The following is a 20211-nucleotide window of genomic DNA, read 5'->3' as shown; positions in this document are numbered from 1 at the left end:
GGTAGTCACAACCCCTGAGTCTAGGGAGTCCCCGAAGCCGGCTCGTCGGCGCCGTCCTCGTGAGACTGCGCACGCTCCTCGGCCCGCTCGTCGATGTCGGCGAGCAGGTTGCGCAGCTCGGAGCGCAGGAAGTCGCGGGTGGCGACCTCGCCGACCGCCATCCGCAGCGACGCGACCTCCCGGGCGAGGAACTCCATGTCGGCGTGCGCCCGCGCGTCGGCCTGCCGGTCCTGCTCGGCGACCACCCGGTCGCGCGCCTCCTGACGGTTCTGCGCGAGCAGGATCAGGGGTGCGGCGTACGACGCCTGCAGGCTCAGCATCAGGGTCAGGAAGATGAACGGGTAGTCGTCGAAGCGCAGGTCGCGGGGCGCGAACAGGTTCCAGCACACCCAGCCGACGACGAACAGCGTCATGTAGATGAGGAAGGTCGCCGTGCCCATGAACCGGGCGAACTGCTCGGCGAAGACGCCGAAGGTGTCGGCGTTGTAGGACGGGCGCCGGACCAGCTGGCGCCGCTCCTCGCGCGGCGTGTCGAGCCGCTCCACGGTGCGGCGGGTCTCGCTCATCGGGGTCCCCGCGGAGTTGTGCGCCGGAGGAGCGAAGCGGGGGAGGCGTGGAACGTCGTGGGGTGATTCATCGGGGCCCCGCCCCCCGCTCGCGGGCGCGCTCGCGCCAGTTGGCCGGGAGCATGTGGTCGAGCAGGTCGTCGACCGTGACCGCACCGATCAGGCGGCGGTCCTCGTCGACGACGGGTGCCGCGACCAGGTTGTAGGTCGCCAGGTGGGCAGCCACCTCGTCGATGGTCGCCTCGGGCCGCAGCCACTCCATCGAGTCGTCGAGCGCGCCGGCGACCAGGGTCGAGGGCGGCTCGCGGAGCAGCCGCTGGATGTGGGCGACGCCCAGCAGCTTGCCGGTCGGCGTCTCCAGCGGGGGCCGGCAGACGTAGACCAGCGCGGCCAGCGCCGGCGTGAGGTCGGGGTTGCGGACGTGGGCGAGCGCGTCGGCGATGGTCGCGTCCGGGCCCAGGATCACCGGCTCGGAGGTCATCATCGCGCCGGCGGTGTTCTCGACGTACGACATCAGGCGCCGCACGTCCTCGGCCTCCTCGGGCTCCATCAGCTCGAGCAGGACCTCGGCGGTCTCCGGCGGCAGGTCGCGGATCAGGTCGGCCGCGTCGTCGGGTGACATCTCCTCCAGGACGTCGGCCGCACGCTCGGAGTCGAGGCCCTTGAGGATCTCGACCTGGTCGTCCTCGGGCAGCTCCTCGAGGACGTCGGCGAGCCGCTCGTCGTCGAGGGCCAGCGCGACGGCCGTACGACGCTCCGGGGGCAGGTCGTGCAGGATGCTCGCCGCGTCGGCGGGTCGCATCTCGTTGAGGGCGGCGACCAGGTGGGTGGCGCCCTGGCGGTCGTCGGTGCGGGTCAGGCCCACGACGTCGCGCCACTCGACCACGTGGGACTGCCCGCGGCGGCGGAAGCCCTTCGACGGCTCGCGCACGGCGACCCGCGAGAGCACCCAGTCGCGGGTGCGGGCGGGCTCCATCGCGACGTCGTACACCGTGCCGGTGACGCCGCTGTCCTTGATCGTGACGGTCCGGTCGAGCATCTGGCCGATGACGAGGGTCTCGGTCGAGCGCTGCTCGAAGCGGCGCATGTTGAGGAGGCCGGTCGTGTAGACGTGGCCGCTGTCGATGTTGGTGACCCGGGTCATCGGCACGAAGATCCGGCGCCGGCCGAACACCTCGGCGACCATCCCCAGCACGCGCGGCTGGGTCCCCTCGGAGCGCAGCGTCACGACCAGGTCGCGGACCTTCCCGACCTGGTCGCCCTGGGGGTCGAAGATCGGGAGCCCGACCAGCCTGGCCGCGAACACGCGGGTAGGGGTGGTGCTCACGAAGCGCAACGCTACCGGTCGCGGCTGCTACTTCATGAACGTCTGCGGGCAGGTCGCCCCGGCACATTCCCTCGTCTGCTCCCACAGGTCGCGCAGCTGCTTGCGCACCGCCTTGTAGCGGGGGTCGCCGTAGAGGTTGTAGAGCTGGTACTGGTCGTTCTTCGTGTAGTAGAGCTCGCCGCGGCCCTTGCGCCCGCGGACGTAGGTCCACGGACCCACGATCACCCCGGTGTAGAAGGGATCGAGGCCACCCTTGACCGGCCAGCCCGAGATCGGGATCACCCGGCGGGTCGCGTCGCTGTCGAGCCACGGCATCACGTCAACGCCGTCGGCGTCGCGGTCGAGCGTCGCGCCGGCCAGCGCGGCGAAGGTGGGTGCCCAGTCGGCGTTGGTGACCGGCGCCTGGGTCGTCGTACCGGCGGGCAGGCCCGGGCCGCGGATGAACATCGGGATGTTGATCGCGTCGCGGAAGTACCAGAGCTTGCCGTTGAGGTTGTGCTCGCCGACGTAGAAGCCGTTGTCGGAGGTCACCACGACGTAGGTGTTGTCGAGCTGCCCGGTCCTCCTCAGGGTGTCGACGGTGCGGGCGATCGCGCGGTCGACGGCCTGCAGGGCCTCGACCCGCTGCTGGCGCTCCTCGCGCAGCCCGGCGCGGCGCTTCTCGGACCACTTCTGCCGCGCGTTGCGGATCAGTGCCTTGTCGCTCGGGTCCTTCTCGAACATCTCGGGCGTGGTGTCGAGGTCGAGGTCCTTGAACGTGTCGCGGTCGCGCTTGTCCGGGACCGTCGTCGAGATGCCGTCCGGGTCGTCGCTCTCGTGCGGACTGCCGTGGTGCGGGGCGACGTAGTTGACCCACAGGTACCAGGGCTTGTCCCCGTCGGCCCCGTCGGCCCCGTTGGCGTGGTCGGCGATCAGCTGGTTCGACTGGTCGCTGAGCAGCGTCGTCGAGTAGGTGTCGTAGTCCTTGATCCTGCCGTCGACGAGCAGCTGCGGGTGCTCGAAGTTGTACGTCGCGAAGTCGACGGTCGGACGCCACACGGTCCAGCCCGGCGGCTGGTGGTGCACCTCGTTCTTCGTGTACCCGTTGAGGTACTTGCCGACCATCATCGTGTCGTAGCCGGCCTTCTGCAGGCTGACCGGCATCGTGTCCTCGTCGTCGAAGGACTTGTAGCCGCCGCCCTCGCCGCTGATCGTGACCGCGCCGTGGTTGCGGGCGTACTGGCCGGTGAGCAGTGACGCTCGGGCCGGCACGCAGATCGGCGTCGGGGCCAGGCCCTGGTCGATCGTCACGCCCTCGTCGGCGATCACCTCCTGCAGGTGCGGCATGAACTGCATGTCCTTCATCGCCGCGTCGTCCATCGTGATCATCAGCAGGTTCGGCTTCTCGGGCGAGGCGACCGGAGCCGGCGTCGCGTCCGGGCCGAGCACGGTGTCCTTCGCGGTCGGCGCCGCGACCGAGGGCTGCTCGCCGGGTCGCTCGTACTTGACGATCGGCCCGACCCCGCCGTTGCCGTCGCCACCTCCGCCGGAGCAGGCGGCGAGCACGCTCGCGCTGAGGACGGCGGCAGTGGCCAGGCGCAGGCGGCCGGGGCGAGTCACGCGTGGTTCTCCTTCTCGACGGGGCTGTCGGGGCTGTCGGGGCTGTGGGGGCTGTCGGGGCGGTCGGTCGCGGCGTCCGCAGCACAGCGGAAGCCGAGGTTCGAGGCCGTGGAGTCCGGCGGAGCCGCTGAGCGGGCGGCGACCCGGTACCGGTTGCAGTACGAGTCGTGGCACAGGAACGAGCCCCCGCGCATCACGCGGACCGTACCACTCGCGGGGCCGCGCGGATCGCGTCGCTCACGGGCGTCGTAGGCCTTCGGGTCGAACCAGTCCGCGCACCACTCCCACACGTTGCCGACCATCTGGTGCAGGCCGTAGCCGTTGGGCCGGTACGCGGTCACCGGTGCGGTCGTCGTCCAGCCGTCGTCGGCGGTGTTGGTGGCCGGGAAGGCGCCCTGGAAGATGTTGACCTGCCACTCCCCGTCGGTGCCGGCCATCAGCTCGTCGCCCCAGGGGTAGCGCCTCCCCTCGAGCCCGCCGCGAGCGGCGTACTCCCACTCCGCCTCGGTGGGCAGCCGACGACCGGCCCAGCGGGCGAACGCGAGCGCGTCGTCGTGGGAGACGTGGACGACGGGGTGGTCGGCGCGGTCCTCGATGCCGGAGCGCGGGCCCTCGGGGTGGCGCCAGTCGGCGCCGCGGACCCCGACCCACCACGGCGTGGCGGGGGAGTGGCCGAGCACGTCGGCGACCGTGGCCGCCACGTCAGTGTGGAACACCGCGGAGTAGCCCTCGACCTCGGCCAGGGTCCGGTGCCCGGTCGCGTCGACGAACGCCGCGAACGCCGCGTTGGTCACCGAGGTGGTGCCGATCCGGTACGCCGACAGCTCGACCTCGTGGACCGGCCCCTCGCCGTCGCCGGCGTACCCGTCGCCGAAGTGGTCGCCGAGCACCGCTCGACCGGCCGGGATCGTGGCCAGCTCGGTGGGGTCGACGCCCCGCTCGGTGCCGTCGGTGCTGCCGGTGCGGGCCGGGGTGCCGAGCGTCGGGTCCGCCGCGGCCGGGGGGCCTGCGGGGACGCAACAGGGACGCGGGTCCGGCGGCGGGGTGGACATCGCCGTCCAGTGTGCCCCAGAGGCCGAAGAAGCCCGGCGCCGGCGACCTGTCGTCTACGATTCTGGACGTGGAGGAGCAGGGGAATCGTGGTGCCCGCGAGGGCAAGCGGCTCGGCCCTGCCGTCTCCTCGGTCGACATGGTCGTCACGCTCGTGGCGGTCGTGGTGGTCCTCGCCGGGCTGAGCGTCTCGCTGATCTTCCCGCCCGATGCCCCCGACACCCCGGTCGCCCACGAGGGCCGCCGGACGGGCACGGCGTCCGCGGCCCCGGCTGCCGACCTGCCGCCGGCGCCGAGCGCCACCGACACCGGCGGCGTGCTGGTGCCCCCGCTGGCGATGGAGGCCGAGCGCCAGTCGGCGCAGCTCGTGTGCCAGGCCCAGATCGGCACCACCCAGTTCACCGCGCTGTCCTACAACATCAAGTCGGCCCGGGCCGGCAGCCTCGACCGCCTGCTCGGCGTGATGCAGCAGTCGAAGGCGACCGTCATCCTGCTGCAGGAGGTCGACTACAAGCGCCGCAGCACCGGCAGCGTCGACCAGGCCGGCTGGTTCGCCGAGCGCCTCGGCGGCTGGGGCTCCGCGTTCGGTCGCAACGTCACCTTCGGCGACGGCCTCTACGGCACCGCGGTGGTCTCGAAGTACCCGATCGTCTCCTCCGAGAACACCCCGCTGCCCAACATCGGTCGCGCCCAGCCGCGCGGTCTGCTGCACGTGGTGATCAACGTCGAGGGCGTCGAGGTCAGCATCTACAGCACCCACCTCGACAACACCTCCGCCAACATCCGCACCGCGCAGGCGAGCCGGATCTCCAGCATCCTGGCCGCCGACCCGCGCCCGAAGATCCTCGGCGGCGACATGAACACCTGGCCCAACTCGGGCCCGGAGCGGATCCTCAGCTCGCGGCTCTCCGACAGCTTCGTCGTCGCGGGCAGCGGCGGCGGGGCCACGCACCCCGCGGGCCACCCGCGGACCCGGATCGACTACCTGCTCTACGGCGGCCCGGACCTCACTGCCACCAGCTCGGTCGTGATGCCGGCCGGAGGCTCCGACCACCTCCCGGTCCGCGCCGACTTCACCCTCGGTGGGATCAAGACGGAGAAGTGCAGCGGCGACGCGAAGGCCAAGCCGCGCGACCCGGCCACCCCGTCCGGCACGGTCGACTGAGCTTGGCCTGACTGTCCGCGCGGAGGCGGGTTTCAGCCTCTGCAGGCGGGTATAGTGCCCGCGTCAAGGGTCGAGATTCGCCTGCCTTCTGTGGGGGAAGCCGCGTCGGAACCCGGTCGATTCTCGGGTGGAGACGGTAGGAGACAGGTACGTGTCGAATGTGTGGGGGAACTCGTCGGCGGCAGCTCGGACGCGGGGAGTGGCAGCGCTCGCGGCGCTCCTCCTCGCGATGGGCCTGCTGGTCGCCGGTCCGGCCGGGCTGAACCGGGCGGACGCCGCGCCGGCCGCCGCCCCGACCGAGGTCGTGGCGAAGAAGCCGAACCCGGCGTACGTCGTCACGCCCGGCATCACCTTCAACCACCCCTTCAAGCCGGCGAAGAGGGGCGCGATCCAGCGCAAGATCATCAAGACGCTGAAGAACGTCGAGGGCGGCCAGACGGTCCGCGTGATGACGTGGAACTTCGACTCGCCGCTGCTCGCCAGCAAGATGATCGCCGCCCACAAGCGGGGCGTGTCGGTGCAGATCATCATGGCGCGCGGCCTCGCCGTGTCCCAGGGCTCGCACCGCTCCTACGGCGTGCTGACCCGCGCGCTCAAGAAGGGCAACGCCGACCGGCCCAAGGAGCTGCGCAGCTGGATCCGCACCTGCTCGGCGACCTGCCGCGGCAAGGGCGGGGCGATGCACAACAAGATGATGCTCGTCAGCAAGTCGGGTGCCACCAACTGGATCGTGATGCAGGGCTCCGGCAACTTCACCGGCGCCGCCGCCGTCCAGCAGTTCAACGACTGGACCACCGTCACCGAGAACCAGGCGCTCTACGACGGCTGGATGACGATGTGGAACCAGGCCAAGAAGGACAAGAAGTTCCCGTCGCTGCAGTTCACCGTCCCCAGCACCACCGTTCCCGGCGGCACCATCACCACCCAGTTCGCCCCGCACCGCGACCAGGTCGACCCGCCGCTGCGGGTCCTCAACAAGGTCCAGTGCAACGGCGCGGCCAACACCGCCAACGGTCACACCAAGGTCCGTGTGGCCAACGCGGTGTGGGGTGACGAGCGGGGCGCGGCGATCGCGCGCAAGGTCCGCGAGCTGCACTTCCAGGGCTGCGACGTCCGCGTGGTCTTCATGATGATGTCGGGCAAGATCCGCAGCATCCTGGCGCCCGTCCCGGCGAAGCAGATGGTCTACATCACCGGTGCGACGGCCAACAAGTTCAAGGACCGCTACGTCCACCTCAAGGGCCTGTCGGTCCAGGGCAACCTCGACGGCGACCCCAACGGCAGCGCGGTGCTCTCCAGCAGCGAGAACTGGACCCAGCTCGGCTGGTTCTCCGACGAGCACGACATGATCTTCTGGGGCGACGCCGCGATGGCCTCCAAGTACGCCGACTGGGTCGACATGATCTACAACACGGCTCCGCGGACGCTGGCCAACTACGTCAACTCCGCCGATCCCGACCCGCAGGTCCGGATCAAGCCGGGCACGGAGTACCTCAGCCCGAAGGACTACCCGTTCCACGAGCTCGAGGCCGAGCTCGACTGACGAAGCAGATCCCGGGCCCGGGTCGCTGCCGAGAGGCGGCGGCCCGGGCTTCGGGCGTCACGACCACGTAGACATCCAGCAAGACATCGAGCAGGACATCGAGAGGGCGACATGGCTCAGCGGGTGGTGCTGCACGTCGGCACCATGAAGTCCGGAACCAGCTTCCTGCAGAACGTGCTCGGGGAGAACAAGGCGGCGCTGGCCGAGCGCGGCGTGCTGTTCCCCGGCCGGCGCTGGCGCCGCCAGGTCCGCGCCGTCAAGGAGCTGATCGCGCACGGTGGGCCCGGGCAGCCGCCGATGCCGGCCGACGGCCCGTGGCAGCAGATGGTCGACGAGATCCGGGCCTGGCCCGGCACCGCGGTCGTCTCGATGGAGTACCTCGCGCCGCGAGACGAGAAGCAGATCCAGCGCATCCGCAAGACCTTCCCCGAGAGCCGGGTGGAGGCGGTGCTGACGTGTCGTGACCTGGCGCGCAACGTGCCCGCCATGTGGCTCGAGTCGGTGCAGAACGGCGGCGTGACCGGGTGGCAGGACTACGTCGCCGCCCTCGACGCGCGCAAGGACCTGACCGGCTCCGCCACGCGGTTCTGGCGCCACCAGGACGTGCCGGCCATCGCGGCACGCTGGGCCAAGGGCCTCGACAAGGGCGCCCTGAGCCTCGTGACCGTGCCCCCGGCGGGCGCGCCCGGCGACCTGCTGTGGCGCCGGTTCGCCGAGGTCCTCGGCACCGACCCCGGGGGGATCGCGCTCGACGTGCGCAGCAACCCCAGCATCGACCTGCCCAGCGCACTGCTGCTGCTCGAGCTCAACCGGCGCTTCCGGCCCTCGGGCAAGGGCGAGCTGCCGCCGTTCTACGACCGGCTGGTCAAGCACCAGCTGTCCAAGCGTGGCCTGTCGCTGCGCGAGGGCGGCGGCCAGCGCCTCGGGTACGACGACCCGTGGGTTCGCGCGAAGGGCGAGGACCAGGTCGCCCGGCTGCGCAAGGGCAAGCACCGCGTCGTCGGCGACCTCGACGAGCTCCGACCGCTCCCCGTCCCCGGGGTGCAGCCGGCCGACATCCCCGCCGAGGAGGTGCTGGCCGCGGCGCTCGACGCCCTCCAGGTCGCCCTCACCAAGTGGAGCACGGCGGGACGAGGACAGGGGGAGCAGGAGTGAAGTGGCGCGGACGGCGCGAGACGGGTGCGGCGCCGGGCCCCGGCCCGGCCACCACCGACCGGCCCTCGGGCGACGGCCTGCCGCGGGTCGCGGTGATCACCATGTCCCGTGACAGCGGGCCGGTGCTGCGCCGGTGGGTCGAGCACTACCAGCGCCAGCTGGGCCCCGACGACGTCTTCGTCGTCGACGACCACAGCGCCGACGGCTCGACCGACGACCTGCCGTGCACGGTGCTGCGCCTGCCGTACCTCGACAAGTACTCCTTCGAGCCGTCGCGGATGGGCATCCTGAGCGGGCTCGCGAAGTCCCTGCTGTTCGCCTACGACGCGGTGCTGCTCGCCGATGCCGACGAGTTCGTCGTCGCGGACCCGGCGGTGCACGCCTCGCTGCGGCACTTCGCCGCCGCCCGGCGGGGCACCGACGTCGCGGGCGTCCTCGGCTACAACGTGATCCACCGGATCGGGGTGGAGCAGGCGCTCGACTTCGACGCGCCCTCGCTGCTGCGCCAGCGCGAGTTCGCCCGGTTCACCCCACTGATGTGCAAGCCGGCGCTCAAGTGGGTCGACGCCGACTGGGCGCACGCCTCCCACGGCATCCGGCACCCGTTCGCGCCGGACCCCGAGCTGTTCATGTTCCACTTCAAGTTCGCCGACCTCGGCCAGCTGGAGCTGCTCGCCGAGCACCGCCACCAGGCCGCGGTGGTCGAGGGCCGCGCGGTGAAGTCGAGCTGGAGCCGGCCGACCGACGAGATCGTCGAGGCGCTGCGCACCGCGGCCGCCCAGGTCGAGCAGGCCGTCGCCGCCGACGAGATCGGCAAGTTCCGGCCGGGCCCGAAGCGGCTCGAGACGATCGTGCAGAACGAGGGCGACCTGTGGCGGGCGACGGGCGCGGGTCAGCACCTCGCGCTGGTGAAGCCGCCGTACGTCCGGATCCCCGATCGCCTGCGCGACCTCGTCTGACAGGCTGGTCCCCATGACCAACGAGCCGGGCGTCGCCGTCACGACCGTCGACACCACGGGCCTGGTGCTCGCCGGTGTGGCGGAGGACCGCGCCCTCGACGTGCTCTTCGACGACCGCAGGATCTGGTCGTTCTGGTCCGTGCGCGACACCGAGGAGGCGCCCTCGGGCGTGCCCGGGGAGCGACGGGTCGCCTGGCCCGAGCGGATGGTGCGCTTCCTCGACGGGCCCACCCGGCTGCGCGTGCGCGACCACGTCGCCGGCACCGTCGTGCACGACGAGGAGCTGAGGTTCGGGACGGGCGAGGAGCGGATCGCCTTCGTCAACAAGTCGGGACTGCCGATCGCACTCGACAAGTCCGGCCGGTTCCACCCCGAGTTCTCGGTGCGCACCGGAGACCAGCTCGAGCCGCTCCTCGACGCGATGCACCGGGTCATCGCGATCCTCGAGGAGGAGGGCATCGCCGCGTTCCCGGCGTACGGCACGCTGCTGGGCGCCGTGCGCGAGCAGGACTTCCTCGGCCACGACTCCGACGCCGACCTCGGCTACGTCTCGCGGCACACCTCGCCCGTCGACGTCGTGCGCGAGTCGTTCCGTCTCCAGCGCGCGCTGGTCGCGCACGGCATGGAGACCTTCCGCTACAGCGGCGGCGCGTTCCGCATCGACGTCGAGGAGAGCGACGGGTCGGTGCGCGGGCTCGACCTGTTCGGTGGCTTCTTCGCCGGCGACGGCAGGCTCTACCTGATGGGCGAGGTGGGCGTGGAGTTCCGCGAGGAGTGGATCCTCCCGCTCTCGACGGTGACCCTCGCCGGCCACGAGTTCCCGGCCCCTGCCGTGCCCGAGCGGCTGCTCGAGGCGATGTACGGCCCGCACTGGAAGGTCCCGGACCCCGCGTTCAAGTTCGAGACGTCGAGCGAGGTCAAGACCCGCCTCGACAACTGGTTCCGCGGACTCTCGCCGTACCGCCGCGACTGGCAGACCAACCAGGGCCATCGCAAGGGCGACGTCAACGCCCCGGCCTCGGAGCTCGCCCTCCGGCTCGCCGCCGACACCGCCCCCGGCACCCACGTCCTCGACGTCGGCGCGGGGCGGGGGAGCGACGCGCTGCACCTGGCCCGTGCGGGCTTCCGCACGACGGCCTACGACTACGTGCCGCTGACGCTGCGCAAGGCGGGGCGGGTCGCCGGGCGCGAGGGCGCCTCGCTCGACGTGCGGATGATCAGCCTGACCCAGCTGCGCTCGGTCCTCGGCGAGGGCGCCCGCGTGGCCCGCGAGGACGGGCCCCGGGCGATGCTCGCGCGCCATGTCCTCGACGCGACGACCGAGCGCGGCCGGGAGGGCCTGCTCCGCTTCGCCGCGATGACGCTGCGCGGCGGCGGTCGGCTGCACGCCGAGTTCGCGACGGGGGAGGGCGAGGCCGGCGAGGGTTTGTATCCTGTGTCCCTCGACGGGGTCCTCGCCCCGATCGGACAGCTCGGGGGCTCGGTCGTGTCCACCGACGTCGAGCCCGGCGCTCCGGGTCGGGCGGGGCGCGCTGTCGTCGTGGCGGAATGGTGAGTAGCCGATGCGTGAAGAAGAGAAGATGACCCAGAATCGCTGGAACCTGTTCGCCACCGTCCGCGCCCAGCGGTTGCGGATCGAGAAGCTCGAGACCGAGGTCGCCGAGCTGCAGCGCCACTACGTGCGGATGGCCGAGCTGGTCGACGTCGTCCAGGAGCTGCTGATCCCGCTCGCCCAGCGCGACGAGGCCCGGATCGCCGAGGCGATCGAGGCGTTCGACAAGAGCCTCTGAGTCCGGGGCCAGCGCCATGGCACGACGCGTCTTCGTCCACATCGGGCTGCCCAAGACGGCCACGACCTATCTCCAGACCATCGTCTGGGGCTCGCGCGAGCAGCTGCTCGCCGACGGCGTGCTGCTGCCCGGCCTGGGCCGCTTCGACCACCTGTGGACCAGCCGGATCGTGCGTGAGGACCCGCGGCTGCCCAAGGCGTCCGAGGAGCACCGCAGCGCCTGGGAGCGGCTGCGGGCCGAGATCGCGTCCCACGACGGCGACGCGCTGATCACCCACGAGTTCTTCGCCGCCGCCAGTGCCGAGCAGGCCGCGCGGATGGCCGAGCAGCTCGCCCCGGCCGAGGTGCACGTCGTGATCACCGCGCGCGACCTGCTCGGGCTGTTCACCGCGAGCTGGCAGGAGAGCCTCAAGAACCGCGGCACGGCGTCCATGGCCGACTACTCGCGCGAGGTGTCCGAGGACCCGCGCGACGTGTGGAACTGGCGCACGCTCGACCTGCACCTGGTGCTCCAGCGCTGGTCGGAGGCGGTCGCCCACGAGCGGATCCACGTGCTGCCGCTCGACACCAGCGCCCCCCGCGACGAGATCTGGCACCGCTTCGCCGGCCTGCTCGGCCTGCGCGCCGACGCCTACGACCTGAGCCAGTCGTTCCCCAACGAGTCGATGGGCGTGGTCGAGGCCGAGGTGCTGCGCCGGGTCAACGAGCACCTCGTGGCCCGCAAGTCCCTCGGCGCGGCCCGCGATCGCGGCATGTTCATCCGCACCTTCCTCGCCGACGAGCGGCTGGTGCCGCGCAAGGGCGAGAAGTTCTGGCCCCAGGCCGATCGGATCGAGGAGTGCCGCGCCCGCAACGACGCGGCCCTGGCCTACCTGCGCGAGCACCCGGTGGACGTCGTGGGGGACCTGGCTCGCCTCGAGATCCCGGCCGAGCTGCCGCCGCGTCGTACGCCGGACTCGGTGACCGACGCCGAGGTCGCAGCGGCCGCCACCGACCTGGTCGCGACCATGCTCGCCGACGTGCGCGAGCTGCGGGTCGGCGCGAGCCCTGAGCCGCCCACCGGCAAGCGTGGCCTGCTCGGCGCGCTGCGCCGTCGCTGACCCTCCCGCTCGCGCGCGATCGCTCAGGTCGGCCGGGTGTGCGCCGAAAGGCGCAGAAATCGCGTCCATTCCCGCATTCGGGGACCGGTGCATTCCGAGTCGAATTACACCGTTGTGATTTATCGAATTACATCCTTGTAGTTATTCACGCCGTATTGCCATGGTGAAGTTGTTACTGGTGTGATTCCTGAGGAAATTGTTCGCTCGGTGCATTCCGGCACCGTGAATCGGGAGGTCCCATGCGCACGCTGAGCTCGCTTCGATGGCTTCGTGCCCTACCGGCGACGGTCACGGCGCTCGCGGTCCTCGCCACGCTCCTCGTCCTCGCGATCGCCGGCACCGGCGGTGGCCGCAGTGGCCTCGAGAAGACCGCCGCGGAGGCCGACCCGGCGACCGGAGGGGTGCGCCTGGTCCAGGCCAACATCAAGTCCGGCATGTCGCTGGAGCGCACCGCGGCCGACCTCGGCCAGGTCTTCGCACAGCTGCCGGACTTCATCACGTTCAACGAGGTGTCCAGCCGCCCCGACACCCTGCTCGCACCTGCGGGGTACGCCATCCAGCGCACGCCCGGCACCTACACCGGTGCGACCGCCGTCGTGTGGGACACGGCGCGCTGGACCAAGATCGCAGCCGGGACCTACAACATCAGCGAGGTCTGGGGGAAGTCGAGGAAGCAGAAGGTGCACTGGGGCGTGCGCTACGCGAACTGGGTGACGCTGCGCAACGCCGAGGGCCGCACCCTGTCGGTCGTCGCCGTTCACTTCGCGCCGGTCACCAAGTACACGCCGGGCATCTCGCTGCCGTCGTACCAGCGGCTGGCTGGGCTCGCGCAGACGCTCTCGGCCAGTGGCCCCGTGCTCATGGCCGGTGACGTCAACGTGAACTTCCGCAGCGGCGCCTACCCGCGCAACGAGATCGCGGCGATGGGCCTGGTCAACGTCTTCGACCTGTTCGGCGTCGCGCCGCCGACCCACGACAGCGGCGCGGTCATCGACCACGCGTACCTCTACCAGGGCGACCCGCTGCTGCCGGTGACCAACCTGACCACCAGCGAGCTCTTCTCCGACCACAAGATGCTCACCGTCGACCTCGGCAACGTCGGTCCGCGCGCCGGCGCCTTCGCGCCGGGCTGGATGTCGAACAAGGACGACGCCAAGGCGACCCTGCGCCTGGTCCGCAGTGCGATCAACCAGGCCCCGCCGGGCTCCGCGCTGCACCTCGCGACCAAGCAGCTCAGCGGCAAGGGCATCTACCGCGCCATCGTCAACGCCCGGGCCCGCGGTGTCGAGATCCAGGTCATCACCGGCAACAGCAGGGCCACCGACCTCGACCGCAAGCTGGCCAAGCTGCTGGGCACCAAGAAGAAGCACAAGTCGTGGGCCAAGCGGAAGACCGCCTGGAGCCAGTACGGCATGCCGAAGGCGCTGGTGCTCGCCAGCACCTCGGGCGGCACCCGCGCGGTGCGGATCGACTTCAACCGGGCCTGGGTGACCAAGCTGCAGAAGCGATCCGGCTCGGCGGCCCAGATCCGCTCGGACCAGTTCGGCTACGACGAGATGTTCATCCGCTTCTTCGCGGCCGTGGGTCGCACCATCTGAGCCACGGGCTCAGGCAGGGGAGGGATCCCAGTCGACGGGGTCGTGGGGCGTGAGGCCGCCCTACGGCCCCGTCACCGTCTTCGCGGCGGCCACGCCCCGCTTGACCGCGGCCGAGGCCACCTGCGAGGCGAGCTGGCCGGCGACCTTGAGCTGGTCGCCGACCTGCTGGGTCGCCGCGAGCGGCGCGAGCAGCTTGTCGGCGCGGGTGAGCAGCCCGTCGGCGCGCTCGACGACACGGTCGAGGTCGGCCACAGCGGCCGTGAAGGCCGCGACGGAGGCGCTGAACTCGCGCAGCGCGGCGGTGAGGTCGGCGTCGGGCTGGGTGGCCGGGGCGTCGTACTCGCTCATGGCGACAAGGCTAGATGCACGCTGCGGAGCGGGATTCCGTCGCTGCGGTGACATGTCTCACGTCGGGGTCTCGCACCCCGTTCGGGGGGTCCGGGCATGGCTACCCGCGGGTACAGTGCGGTCCGGCACCACCACTGAAAGGGAACGTGATGACCCGGCTTTGTCAGACCGAAGGCCTCACCGAGGACCAGTCCGAGATCCTGAAGGCCGTGCGTGTCTTCGTGGACGAGCAGATCATCCCCGTGGCCCAGGAGCTCGAGCACTCCGACACCTACCCGCAGGAGATCGTCGACGGTCTCAAGGAGCTGGGCGTCTTCGGCCTGACCATCCCCGAGGAGTTCGGCGGCCTGGGCGAGTCCCTGCTGACCTACGCCCTGGTGGTCGAGGAGATCGCCCGCGGCTGGATGAGCGTGTCGGGTGTCATCAACACCCACTTCATCGTGGCCTACCTGCTCATGCAGCACGGCACCGAGGAGCAGAAGGCCAAGTACCTGCCCCGGATGGCGACCGGCGAGGTCCGCGGCGCGTTCTCGATGTCCGAGCCGGGCCTGGGCTCCGACGTCTCGGCCGTCTCGACCAAGGCCACCAAGCAGGCCGACGGCTCGTACTCGATCACCGGCCAGAAGATGTGGCTGACCAACGGCGCCAGCTCCACGCTGGTCGCGCTGCTCGTCAAGACCGACGAGGGCGCCGACAGCGTCTACAAGAACATGACCACCTTCCTCGTCGAGAAGGAGGCCGGGTTCGGGGAGACCGCCCAGGGCGTCACCGTTCCCGGCAAGATCGACAAGATGGGCTACAAGGGCGTCGAGACGACCGAGCTCATCCTCGAGGGCCACCAGATCGCCGCCGACCAGATCCTGGGCGGGGAGCCGGGCAAGGGCTTCTTCCAGATGATGGACGGCGTCGAGGTCGGCCGCGTCAACGTCGCCGCCCGCGCGTGCGGCCTGGCCTGGCGCGGCTTCGAGCTCGGTGTCGCCTACGCCCAGCAGCGCAAGACCTTCGGCAAGGTCATCGCCGAGCACCAGGCGGTGCTGTTCCGGATCGCGGAGATGGCGACCAAGGTCGAGGTGGCCCACAACATGATGGTGCGTGCCGCGCGCCTCAAGGACACCGGCAAGCGGATGGACGTCGAGGCCGGCATGGCCAAGATGGTCGCCTCGGAGTACGCCAACGAGGTCGTCGAGGACTCCTTCCGGATCCACGGCGGCTACGGCTACTCCAAGGAGTACGAGATCGAGCGCCTGATGCGCGAGGTCAAGTTCATGCTCATCGGCGAGGGCACCTCCGACATCCAGAAGATGATCATCGGCCGCCAGCTCCTCAAGGAGTACAAGCTCAAGTGAGCACCGCTGCGCAGTCCAAGACCAACCCGGGCAACTTCTTCGAGGACTTCACGCTCGGGCAGGTCATCCGGCACGCGACGCCGCGCACGGTGACCGAGGGCGACCGGGCGGTGTACGGCTCGATCTACCCGACCCGGTTCGCCGTGCCGTCGTCGGCGGTCTTCGCCGCGTCGGTCGGCCTCGACCCGCACCCGGTCGAGGACCTGATCGCGTTCCACATCGCGTTCGGCAAGACCGTCCCGGACATCTCGCTCAACGCGGTCGCCAACCTCGGGTACGCCGAGTGCCGGTTCCACCGCCCGGTGCTGCCCGGCGACACGCTCAGCACCACCTCCGAGGTGATCGGGCTCAAGCAGAACTCCAACGGCAAGAGCGGCGTGGTCTACGTCCGCTCCACCGCCGTCAACCAGCGCGAGGAGGTCGCGCTGGAGTGGGCCCGCTGGGTGATGGTCCACAAGCGTGACCTCGATGCCCCCGCGCCGGAGGCCGTCGTGCCCGAGCTGGCGTCGGTGGTGGCGCCGGGTGACCTGGTCCTGCCCGACGGGCTCGACTTCAGCGAGTACGACTTCGGTGCGGCCGGCGAGTCGCACCGCTTCGACGACTACGTCGTCGGGGAGAAGATCGACCACGTCGACGGCGTCACGCTCACCGAGTCCGAGCACCAGCAGGCCACCCGGCTGTGGCAGAACACCGCCAAGGTGCACTTCAACACCGAGGCGCGGCCCGACGGCCGCAACCTGGTGTACGGCGGCCACATCATCTCGATGGCCCGGGCCCTGTCCTTCAACGGCCTCGCCAACGCGCAGCTGATCGCGGCGATCAACGCGGGCGCGCACACCGCGCCGGCGTTCGCCGGCGACACCGTCTACGCCTGGTCGGAGGTCCTCGACAAGGCCGAGACCTCGGCGCCCGGTGTGGGCGCGCTGCGGCTGCGGCTGGTGGCGACCAAGGGCCGCGACGAGTCGATGACGCTGCGCGGTGAGGACGGCAAGTACGCCCCCGGCGTGCTGCTCGACCTCGACTACTGGGCCCTCGTCCCGCGCTGATCCCTGCTGTCCCTCGCGATCAACCCTCCGGGGTGACCTGCACGTCCTTGATCGTGTAGGTCACCTCGTCGTCGACACCCTGGGCGATCCGGTCGATCATGACCGAGCCCGGGTGGTCCTGACCGTCGGGCCAGTCGATCTTCGCCTTGGCGATCCCGGGGGCGTGGGCCTGGGCGAGGATGTCGTCGATGCTCAGCCAGGCGAAGTCGGGCGCAGCGACGCCGGCCTGGGGGCCGTCGAGCGAGGTCGCCTCGGTGACCTTCCCGTCGCGGACGACGACCTCCACGGTGCCCAGCTGCGGGCAGAAGCAGAGCACCTCGAGGTGGTAGCTGTAGTCCTGCGCCGCGAAGGTCGGGTACGACGGGGTCGCGCTCTGCGTCGCCGTGGCGGTGCTGCTCGCGGCGGCCGGGGTCGGGTCGGCGGCCCGGTCCGACTCGTGGCTGCACGCGGACGTCGCGAGCAGGAGCGGCAGGGTGAGGGCAGCGGTCACGGCGGCGGCAGGCAGTCGCATGGTGCTCATGATGCCTCGGACGTGCGGCCCGCCCGCCCGGTTCCCCGCGGGCCGCGCGGCCCGTGCCGACAAAACTGAAACAAGTTTCATTTTGCCCCGTGACCTGGGTCACAGCAGGCTCGTTGGACGGTCATGCCTCGACACTCGCGCGCGCGGCGCCTCCTCGGCGTCGGCGCCGTCGTCCTCGCTCTGTCCGCCTGTGGCTCCCAGCTCGATCCGTCGACCGTGGCGAAGGTCAACGGCCAGTCCGGCGCTGGTGGCGGTGACCAGACCAGCGGCGTCGCGGCCCCGGCCGCCGGCTCCGACGGCGGGGTCCCGGCCGCCGGTGGCGACGTCTCCGGCGGTGGTGCAGCGGCGCCTGACGCCGGAGCGCCGGCCGCGGGCGGTGGCACGGCCGGTGCCGGCGGCACCGGCAGCGCCGGCAAGGGCGACGCCGGCGGCAAGTCGAAGGGCAAGGGCTCGCCGACGGGGACCGCGAAGGCAGGTTCGTGCGACGGGTTCAAGAACCAGACCGGCATCACCGACAGCACCATCACCCTCGCCAACGTCGCGGACATCTCGGGACCCGTCCCCGGCATCTTCGAGGCCTCCCAGCAGGCCGCCCGTGCCTACGTGGAGTACTTCAACTCCCAGAACACGATCTGCGGGCGCAAGCTCGCCATCACCAACCTCGACAGCCGGGCCGACGCCGGCGCCGACCAGCAGGCCTACACCAAGGCGTGCAGCTCGGCCTTCGCCGCGATCGGTTCGATGGGCGCATTCGACTCCGGCGGCGCCAGCACCGCCCAGGGCTGCGGGCTCCCCGACATCCGGGCCGCGATGACCACCTCCGAGCGGGCCTCCTGCTCGACCTGCTTCGGCATCTACTCGGTGCGCCCCAACCTGATCGCCGACTCCGGGCCGAAGTGGCTCGCCAGCCAGTACCCGGACGCGGTCAAGAACGTCGCGATGCTCTACATCAACGCCGGCGCCGCGGTCGGCAACGCGAAGAGCCAGGCGGCGGCGTGGGGGAAGATGGGCTGGTCGGTCAACTACCTCCAGGGCATCGACGTCGCGGAGTTCAACTTCGCGCCCTACGTCCAGCAGATGAAGGACAAGGGCATCAAGATGGTGGTCTACCTCGGGCCGTACCAGAACACCGTCAAGCTGCAGCAGGCCATGCAGCAGCAGGGCTTCAAGCCCGACGTGTTCATGCAGGACCCGACGATCTACGACCAGCGCTACGTCCAGCAGGCCGGCGCGCTCGCCGAGGGCACCTTCGTCTACTCGACCATCGACCTGTTCGAGAACAAGGCCAACCCCGAGATCCAGCTGTACCTGTCCTGGCTCAACCAGGTGAAGCCGGGTGCGGTGCCGAACTTCTACGGACTCTTCGCCTGGTCGGCCATGCGCCTGTTCGTCGAGCAGGCGACCGCGCTCGGCGGCAAGCTGACCCGCGAGTCCCTGGTCGCTGCGGTGCGCAAGGTCAACGACTGGACCGACAACGGCGCCCACGCGGCGATGCGGGTGGGCACGGCGGAGACCCCGCAGTGCCAGAAGATCATCCAGTACAAGGGTGGTCGCTGGCAGCAGGTCTCGCCGGGCACCTGGCTGTGCGGGAACGTCGTCAACTCGGGTGTGAGCGGCTGATGGGCGCTCGGACCCGGATCCGCCGTACCGCGGGCGTCGCGTTCGTGCTGCTGGCCCTGACGGCGTGTGGCTCCCAGCTCGACCCGGCGACCGTCGCGAAGGCCAGCGGCCAGGGCGCCACGACGGGCGAGACCACCGGCGCCGGCGGCGACACCGGACTCCCGGCCGGCGAGGCACCGGCCGCGGGCGACGTACCGGCTGCGGGCGAGGCACCCGCAGCCGGTACCGCCGGTGACCCGGCCGCTCCGGCGGCCGGCGCGACCGGTGGCGCCACGGGCGGCGGCAAGTCGAAGGGCAAGGGTGCGCCGACCGGTACCGCCAAGGCGGGCTCGTGCGACGGGTTCAAGAACCAGACCGGCATCACCGACAGCACCATCACCCTCGCCAACGTCTCCGACATCTCCGGCCCGGTGCCGGGCATCTTCGAGTCGGCCCAGCAGGCGACCCGCGCCTACGTCGAGTACTTCAACTCGCAGAACACCATCTGCGGGCGCAAGCTCGCGCTGGTCAACCTCGACAGCCGTGCCGACGCCGGTGCCGACCAGCAGGCCTACATCAAGGCCTGCAGCGACACCTTCGCCGCGGTCGGCTCGATGTCGGCCTTCGACTCCGGCGGCGCCGCCACCGCCAGCTCCTGCGGCATCCCCGACATCCGCTCGACGATCGTCAACCCCGAGCGGCAGGCCTGCAAGTCGTGCTTCGGCACCTACTCGATCCGCACCAACCTGATCTCCGACCCGGCCGCGAAGTGGCTGGCGGCGAAGTACCCGGATGCCGTGAAGAACGCGGCCTTCCTCTACATCAACGCCGGTGCCGCGCCGGTCAACGCCAAGAGCCTCGCGGCCGGCTACGAGAAGGCCGCCGGCTGGTCGGCGAAGTACGTCCAGGGCATCGACGTCGCGGAGTTCAACTTCGCGCCGTACGTCCAGCAGATGAAGGACAAGGGCATCCGCGCCGTCATCTACTACGGGCCCTACCAGAACACCGTGAAGCTCCAGCAGGCGATGCAGCAGCAGGGCTTCAAGCCGGACTTCTACATGCAGGACCCGACCATCTACGACAAGCGCTACATCCAGCAGGCCGGCGCGGTCGCCGAGGGCACCTATGTCTTCTCGCCCAACGACATGTTCGAGAACAAGGCCAACCCCGAGGTGCAGCTGTACCTGTCCTGGCTGCAGCAGGTGAAGCCCGGCGCGATCCCCAACTACTACGGCCTGTTCGCCTGGTCGGCAGCCCGGCTGTTCGTGGAGAAGGCGACGGCGCTCGGCGGCAAGCTGACCCGCGCCTCCCTCGTCGACGCCGTCCGCGCCACCACGGCCTGGACCGGGAACGGAGCCCACACGGCGATGAACCTCTCGACCGGGGCGACCCCGCCCTGCCTGAAGATGCTCCAGTACAGCGGTGGTCAGTGGTCGCAGGTCTCTCCCGGCACCTACATGTGCGGCAACGTCGTCGACTCCGGGATCGGAGGCTAGTCACC

Annotated in this window: 18 protein-coding genes; 12 read left to right on the top strand and 6 right to left on the bottom strand. The window is 70.8% G+C overall.

Annotation, left to right across the window (positions count from 1 at the left end):
* Positions 1-20 precede the first annotated feature (20 nt).
* The 4 genes from BJ958_RS11870 to BJ958_RS11855 form a co-directional block, all read right to left on the bottom strand.
* Positions 21-566 (bottom strand): DUF1003 domain-containing protein, encoded by a 546-nt coding sequence (locus BJ958_RS11870; RefSeq protein WP_179727019.1) that lies wholly within the window; start codon positions 564-566, stop codon positions 21-23.
* Positions 567-633: 67 nt separating this feature from the next.
* Positions 634-1893 carry a magnesium transporter MgtE N-terminal domain-containing protein gene (locus tag BJ958_RS11865; protein WP_179727018.1) on the bottom strand — a complete coding sequence of 420 codons (1260 nt, stop codon included), beginning with the start codon at positions 1891-1893 and terminating at the stop codon, positions 634-636.
* Between the two features lie 27 nt (positions 1894-1920).
* On the bottom strand, positions 1921-3492 hold the full coding sequence (locus BJ958_RS11860; RefSeq protein ID WP_179727017.1) for a sulfatase-like hydrolase/transferase: 1572 nt from the start codon (positions 3490-3492) through the stop codon (positions 1921-1923).
* Complete coding sequence (locus BJ958_RS11855; protein ID WP_179727016.1) at positions 3489-4544, bottom strand: formylglycine-generating enzyme family protein; 1056 nt, start codon at positions 4542-4544, stop codon at positions 3489-3491. Before BJ958_RS11855 ends, BJ958_RS11860 begins: the two co-directional genes overlap by 4 nt.
* A gap of 68 nt (positions 4545-4612) precedes the next feature.
* Here BJ958_RS11855 and BJ958_RS27835 point away from each other — a divergent pair, with 68 nt between their 5' ends.
* The 8 genes from BJ958_RS27835 (at position 4613) to BJ958_RS11815 (ending at position 13851) form a co-directional block, all read left to right on the top strand.
* Positions 4613-5707, top strand: coding sequence for an endonuclease/exonuclease/phosphatase family protein (locus tag BJ958_RS27835; RefSeq protein WP_179727015.1), 1095 nt, complete (start codon positions 4613-4615; stop codon positions 5705-5707).
* 199 nt (positions 5708-5906) lie between these two features.
* Positions 5907-7250 carry a phospholipase D-like domain-containing protein gene (locus BJ958_RS11845; protein WP_179727014.1) on the top strand — a complete coding sequence of 448 codons (1344 nt, stop codon included), beginning with the start codon at positions 5907-5909 and terminating at the stop codon, positions 7248-7250.
* Positions 7251-7361: 111 nt separating this feature from the next.
* Complete coding sequence (locus BJ958_RS11840; protein WP_179727013.1) at positions 7362-8405, top strand: hypothetical protein; 1044 nt, start codon at positions 7362-7364, stop codon at positions 8403-8405.
* Positions 8402-9364 carry a glycosyltransferase family 2 protein gene (locus BJ958_RS11835; RefSeq protein ID WP_179727012.1) on the top strand — a complete coding sequence of 321 codons (963 nt, stop codon included), beginning with the start codon at positions 8402-8404 and terminating at the stop codon, positions 9362-9364. The genes BJ958_RS11840 and BJ958_RS11835 overlap by 4 nt, the downstream gene beginning before the upstream one ends.
* Before the next feature lie 13 nt (positions 9365-9377).
* Positions 9378-10919, top strand: a complete 1542-nt coding sequence (locus BJ958_RS11830; RefSeq protein ID WP_179727011.1) for a class I SAM-dependent methyltransferase — start codon at positions 9378-9380, stop codon at positions 10917-10919.
* A 25-nt stretch (positions 10920-10944) separates the two neighbouring features.
* Positions 10945-11154, top strand: coding sequence for a DUF6752 domain-containing protein (locus tag BJ958_RS11825; protein WP_179727010.1), 210 nt, complete (start codon positions 10945-10947; stop codon positions 11152-11154).
* A gap of 16 nt (positions 11155-11170) precedes the next feature.
* Positions 11171-12253 (top strand): hypothetical protein, encoded by a 1083-nt coding sequence (locus BJ958_RS11820; RefSeq protein ID WP_179727009.1) that lies wholly within the window; start codon positions 11171-11173, stop codon positions 12251-12253.
* Between the two features lie 239 nt (positions 12254-12492).
* Positions 12493-13851: a hypothetical protein gene (locus BJ958_RS11815; protein WP_179727008.1), complete on the top strand. Its 1359-nt coding sequence runs from the start codon at positions 12493-12495 to the stop codon at positions 13849-13851.
* A gap of 60 nt (positions 13852-13911) precedes the next feature.
* Here BJ958_RS11815 and BJ958_RS11810 read toward each other — a convergent pair whose 3' ends face one another.
* Positions 13912-14199, bottom strand: coding sequence for a hypothetical protein (locus BJ958_RS11810; RefSeq protein WP_179727007.1), 288 nt, complete (start codon positions 14197-14199; stop codon positions 13912-13914).
* A gap of 149 nt (positions 14200-14348) precedes the next feature.
* Between BJ958_RS11810 and BJ958_RS11805 the strand changes: the two genes are divergently transcribed.
* Both BJ958_RS11805 and BJ958_RS11800 read left to right on the top strand, forming a co-directional pair.
* Positions 14349-15545: an acyl-CoA dehydrogenase family protein gene (locus BJ958_RS11805; protein WP_179727006.1), complete on the top strand. Its 1197-nt coding sequence runs from the start codon at positions 14349-14351 to the stop codon at positions 15543-15545.
* Positions 15542-16591: a MaoC/PaaZ C-terminal domain-containing protein gene (locus BJ958_RS11800; RefSeq protein ID WP_179727005.1), complete on the top strand. Its 1050-nt coding sequence runs from the start codon at positions 15542-15544 to the stop codon at positions 16589-16591. The genes BJ958_RS11805 and BJ958_RS11800 overlap by 4 nt, the downstream gene beginning before the upstream one ends.
* Positions 16592-16610: 19 nt before the next feature.
* Here BJ958_RS11800 and BJ958_RS11795 read toward each other — a convergent pair whose 3' ends face one another.
* Positions 16611-17102: a DUF6174 domain-containing protein gene (locus tag BJ958_RS11795; RefSeq protein WP_179727004.1), complete on the bottom strand. Its 492-nt coding sequence runs from the start codon at positions 17100-17102 to the stop codon at positions 16611-16613.
* 132 nt (positions 17103-17234) lie between these two features.
* On the opposite strand from BJ958_RS11795, the gene BJ958_RS11790 reads away from it, so the two are divergent.
* Together BJ958_RS11790 and BJ958_RS11785 are read left to right on the top strand one after the other, a co-directional pair.
* Positions 17235-18731, top strand: coding sequence for an ABC transporter substrate-binding protein (locus tag BJ958_RS11790; protein WP_179727003.1), 1497 nt, complete (start codon positions 17235-17237; stop codon positions 18729-18731).
* Complete coding sequence (locus BJ958_RS11785; RefSeq protein WP_179727002.1) at positions 18731-20206, top strand: ABC transporter substrate-binding protein; 1476 nt, start codon at positions 18731-18733, stop codon at positions 20204-20206. The genes BJ958_RS11790 and BJ958_RS11785 overlap by 1 nt, the downstream gene beginning before the upstream one ends.
* Positions 20207-20211 lie beyond the last annotated feature (5 nt).

Source organism: Nocardioides kongjuensis, assembly GCF_013409625.1.
Lineage (GTDB): Bacteria > Actinomycetota > Actinomycetes > Propionibacteriales > Nocardioidaceae > Nocardioides > Nocardioides kongjuensis.
This window is presented reverse-complemented; position numbering and strand designations above follow the sequence as displayed.

Bases quoted from the DNA above. Each gene is read 5' to 3' on its own strand.
- BJ958_RS11870 (WP_179727019.1), bottom strand. From the start codon at position 566: ATGAGCGAGACCCGCCGCACCGTGGAGCGGCTCGACACGCCGCGCGAG.
- BJ958_RS11855 (WP_179727016.1), bottom strand. From the start codon at position 4,544: ATGTCCACCCCGCCGCCGGACCCGCGTCCCTGTTGCGTCCCCGCAGGC.
- BJ958_RS11840 (WP_179727013.1), top strand. From the start codon at position 7,362: ATGGCTCAGCGGGTGGTGCTGCACGTCGGCACCATGAAGTCCGGAACC.
- BJ958_RS11830 (WP_179727011.1), top strand. From the start codon at position 9,378: ATGACCAACGAGCCGGGCGTCGCCGTCACGACCGTCGACACCACGGGC.
- BJ958_RS11825 (WP_179727010.1), top strand. From the start codon at position 10,945: ATGACCCAGAATCGCTGGAACCTGTTCGCCACCGTCCGCGCCCAGCGG.
- BJ958_RS11820 (WP_179727009.1), top strand. From the start codon at position 11,171: ATGGCACGACGCGTCTTCGTCCACATCGGGCTGCCCAAGACGGCCACG.
- BJ958_RS11815 (WP_179727008.1), top strand. From the start codon at position 12,493: ATGCGCACGCTGAGCTCGCTTCGATGGCTTCGTGCCCTACCGGCGACG.
- BJ958_RS11810 (WP_179727007.1), bottom strand. From the start codon at position 14,199: ATGAGCGAGTACGACGCCCCGGCCACCCAGCCCGACGCCGACCTCACC.
- BJ958_RS11805 (WP_179727006.1), top strand. From the start codon at position 14,349: ATGACCCGGCTTTGTCAGACCGAAGGCCTCACCGAGGACCAGTCCGAG.
- BJ958_RS11795 (WP_179727004.1), bottom strand. From the start codon at position 17,102: ATGCGACTGCCTGCCGCCGCCGTGACCGCTGCCCTCACCCTGCCGCTC.
- BJ958_RS11790 (WP_179727003.1), top strand. From the start codon at position 17,235: ATGCCTCGACACTCGCGCGCGCGGCGCCTCCTCGGCGTCGGCGCCGTC.
- BJ958_RS11785 (WP_179727002.1), top strand. From the start codon at position 18,731: ATGGGCGCTCGGACCCGGATCCGCCGTACCGCGGGCGTCGCGTTCGTG.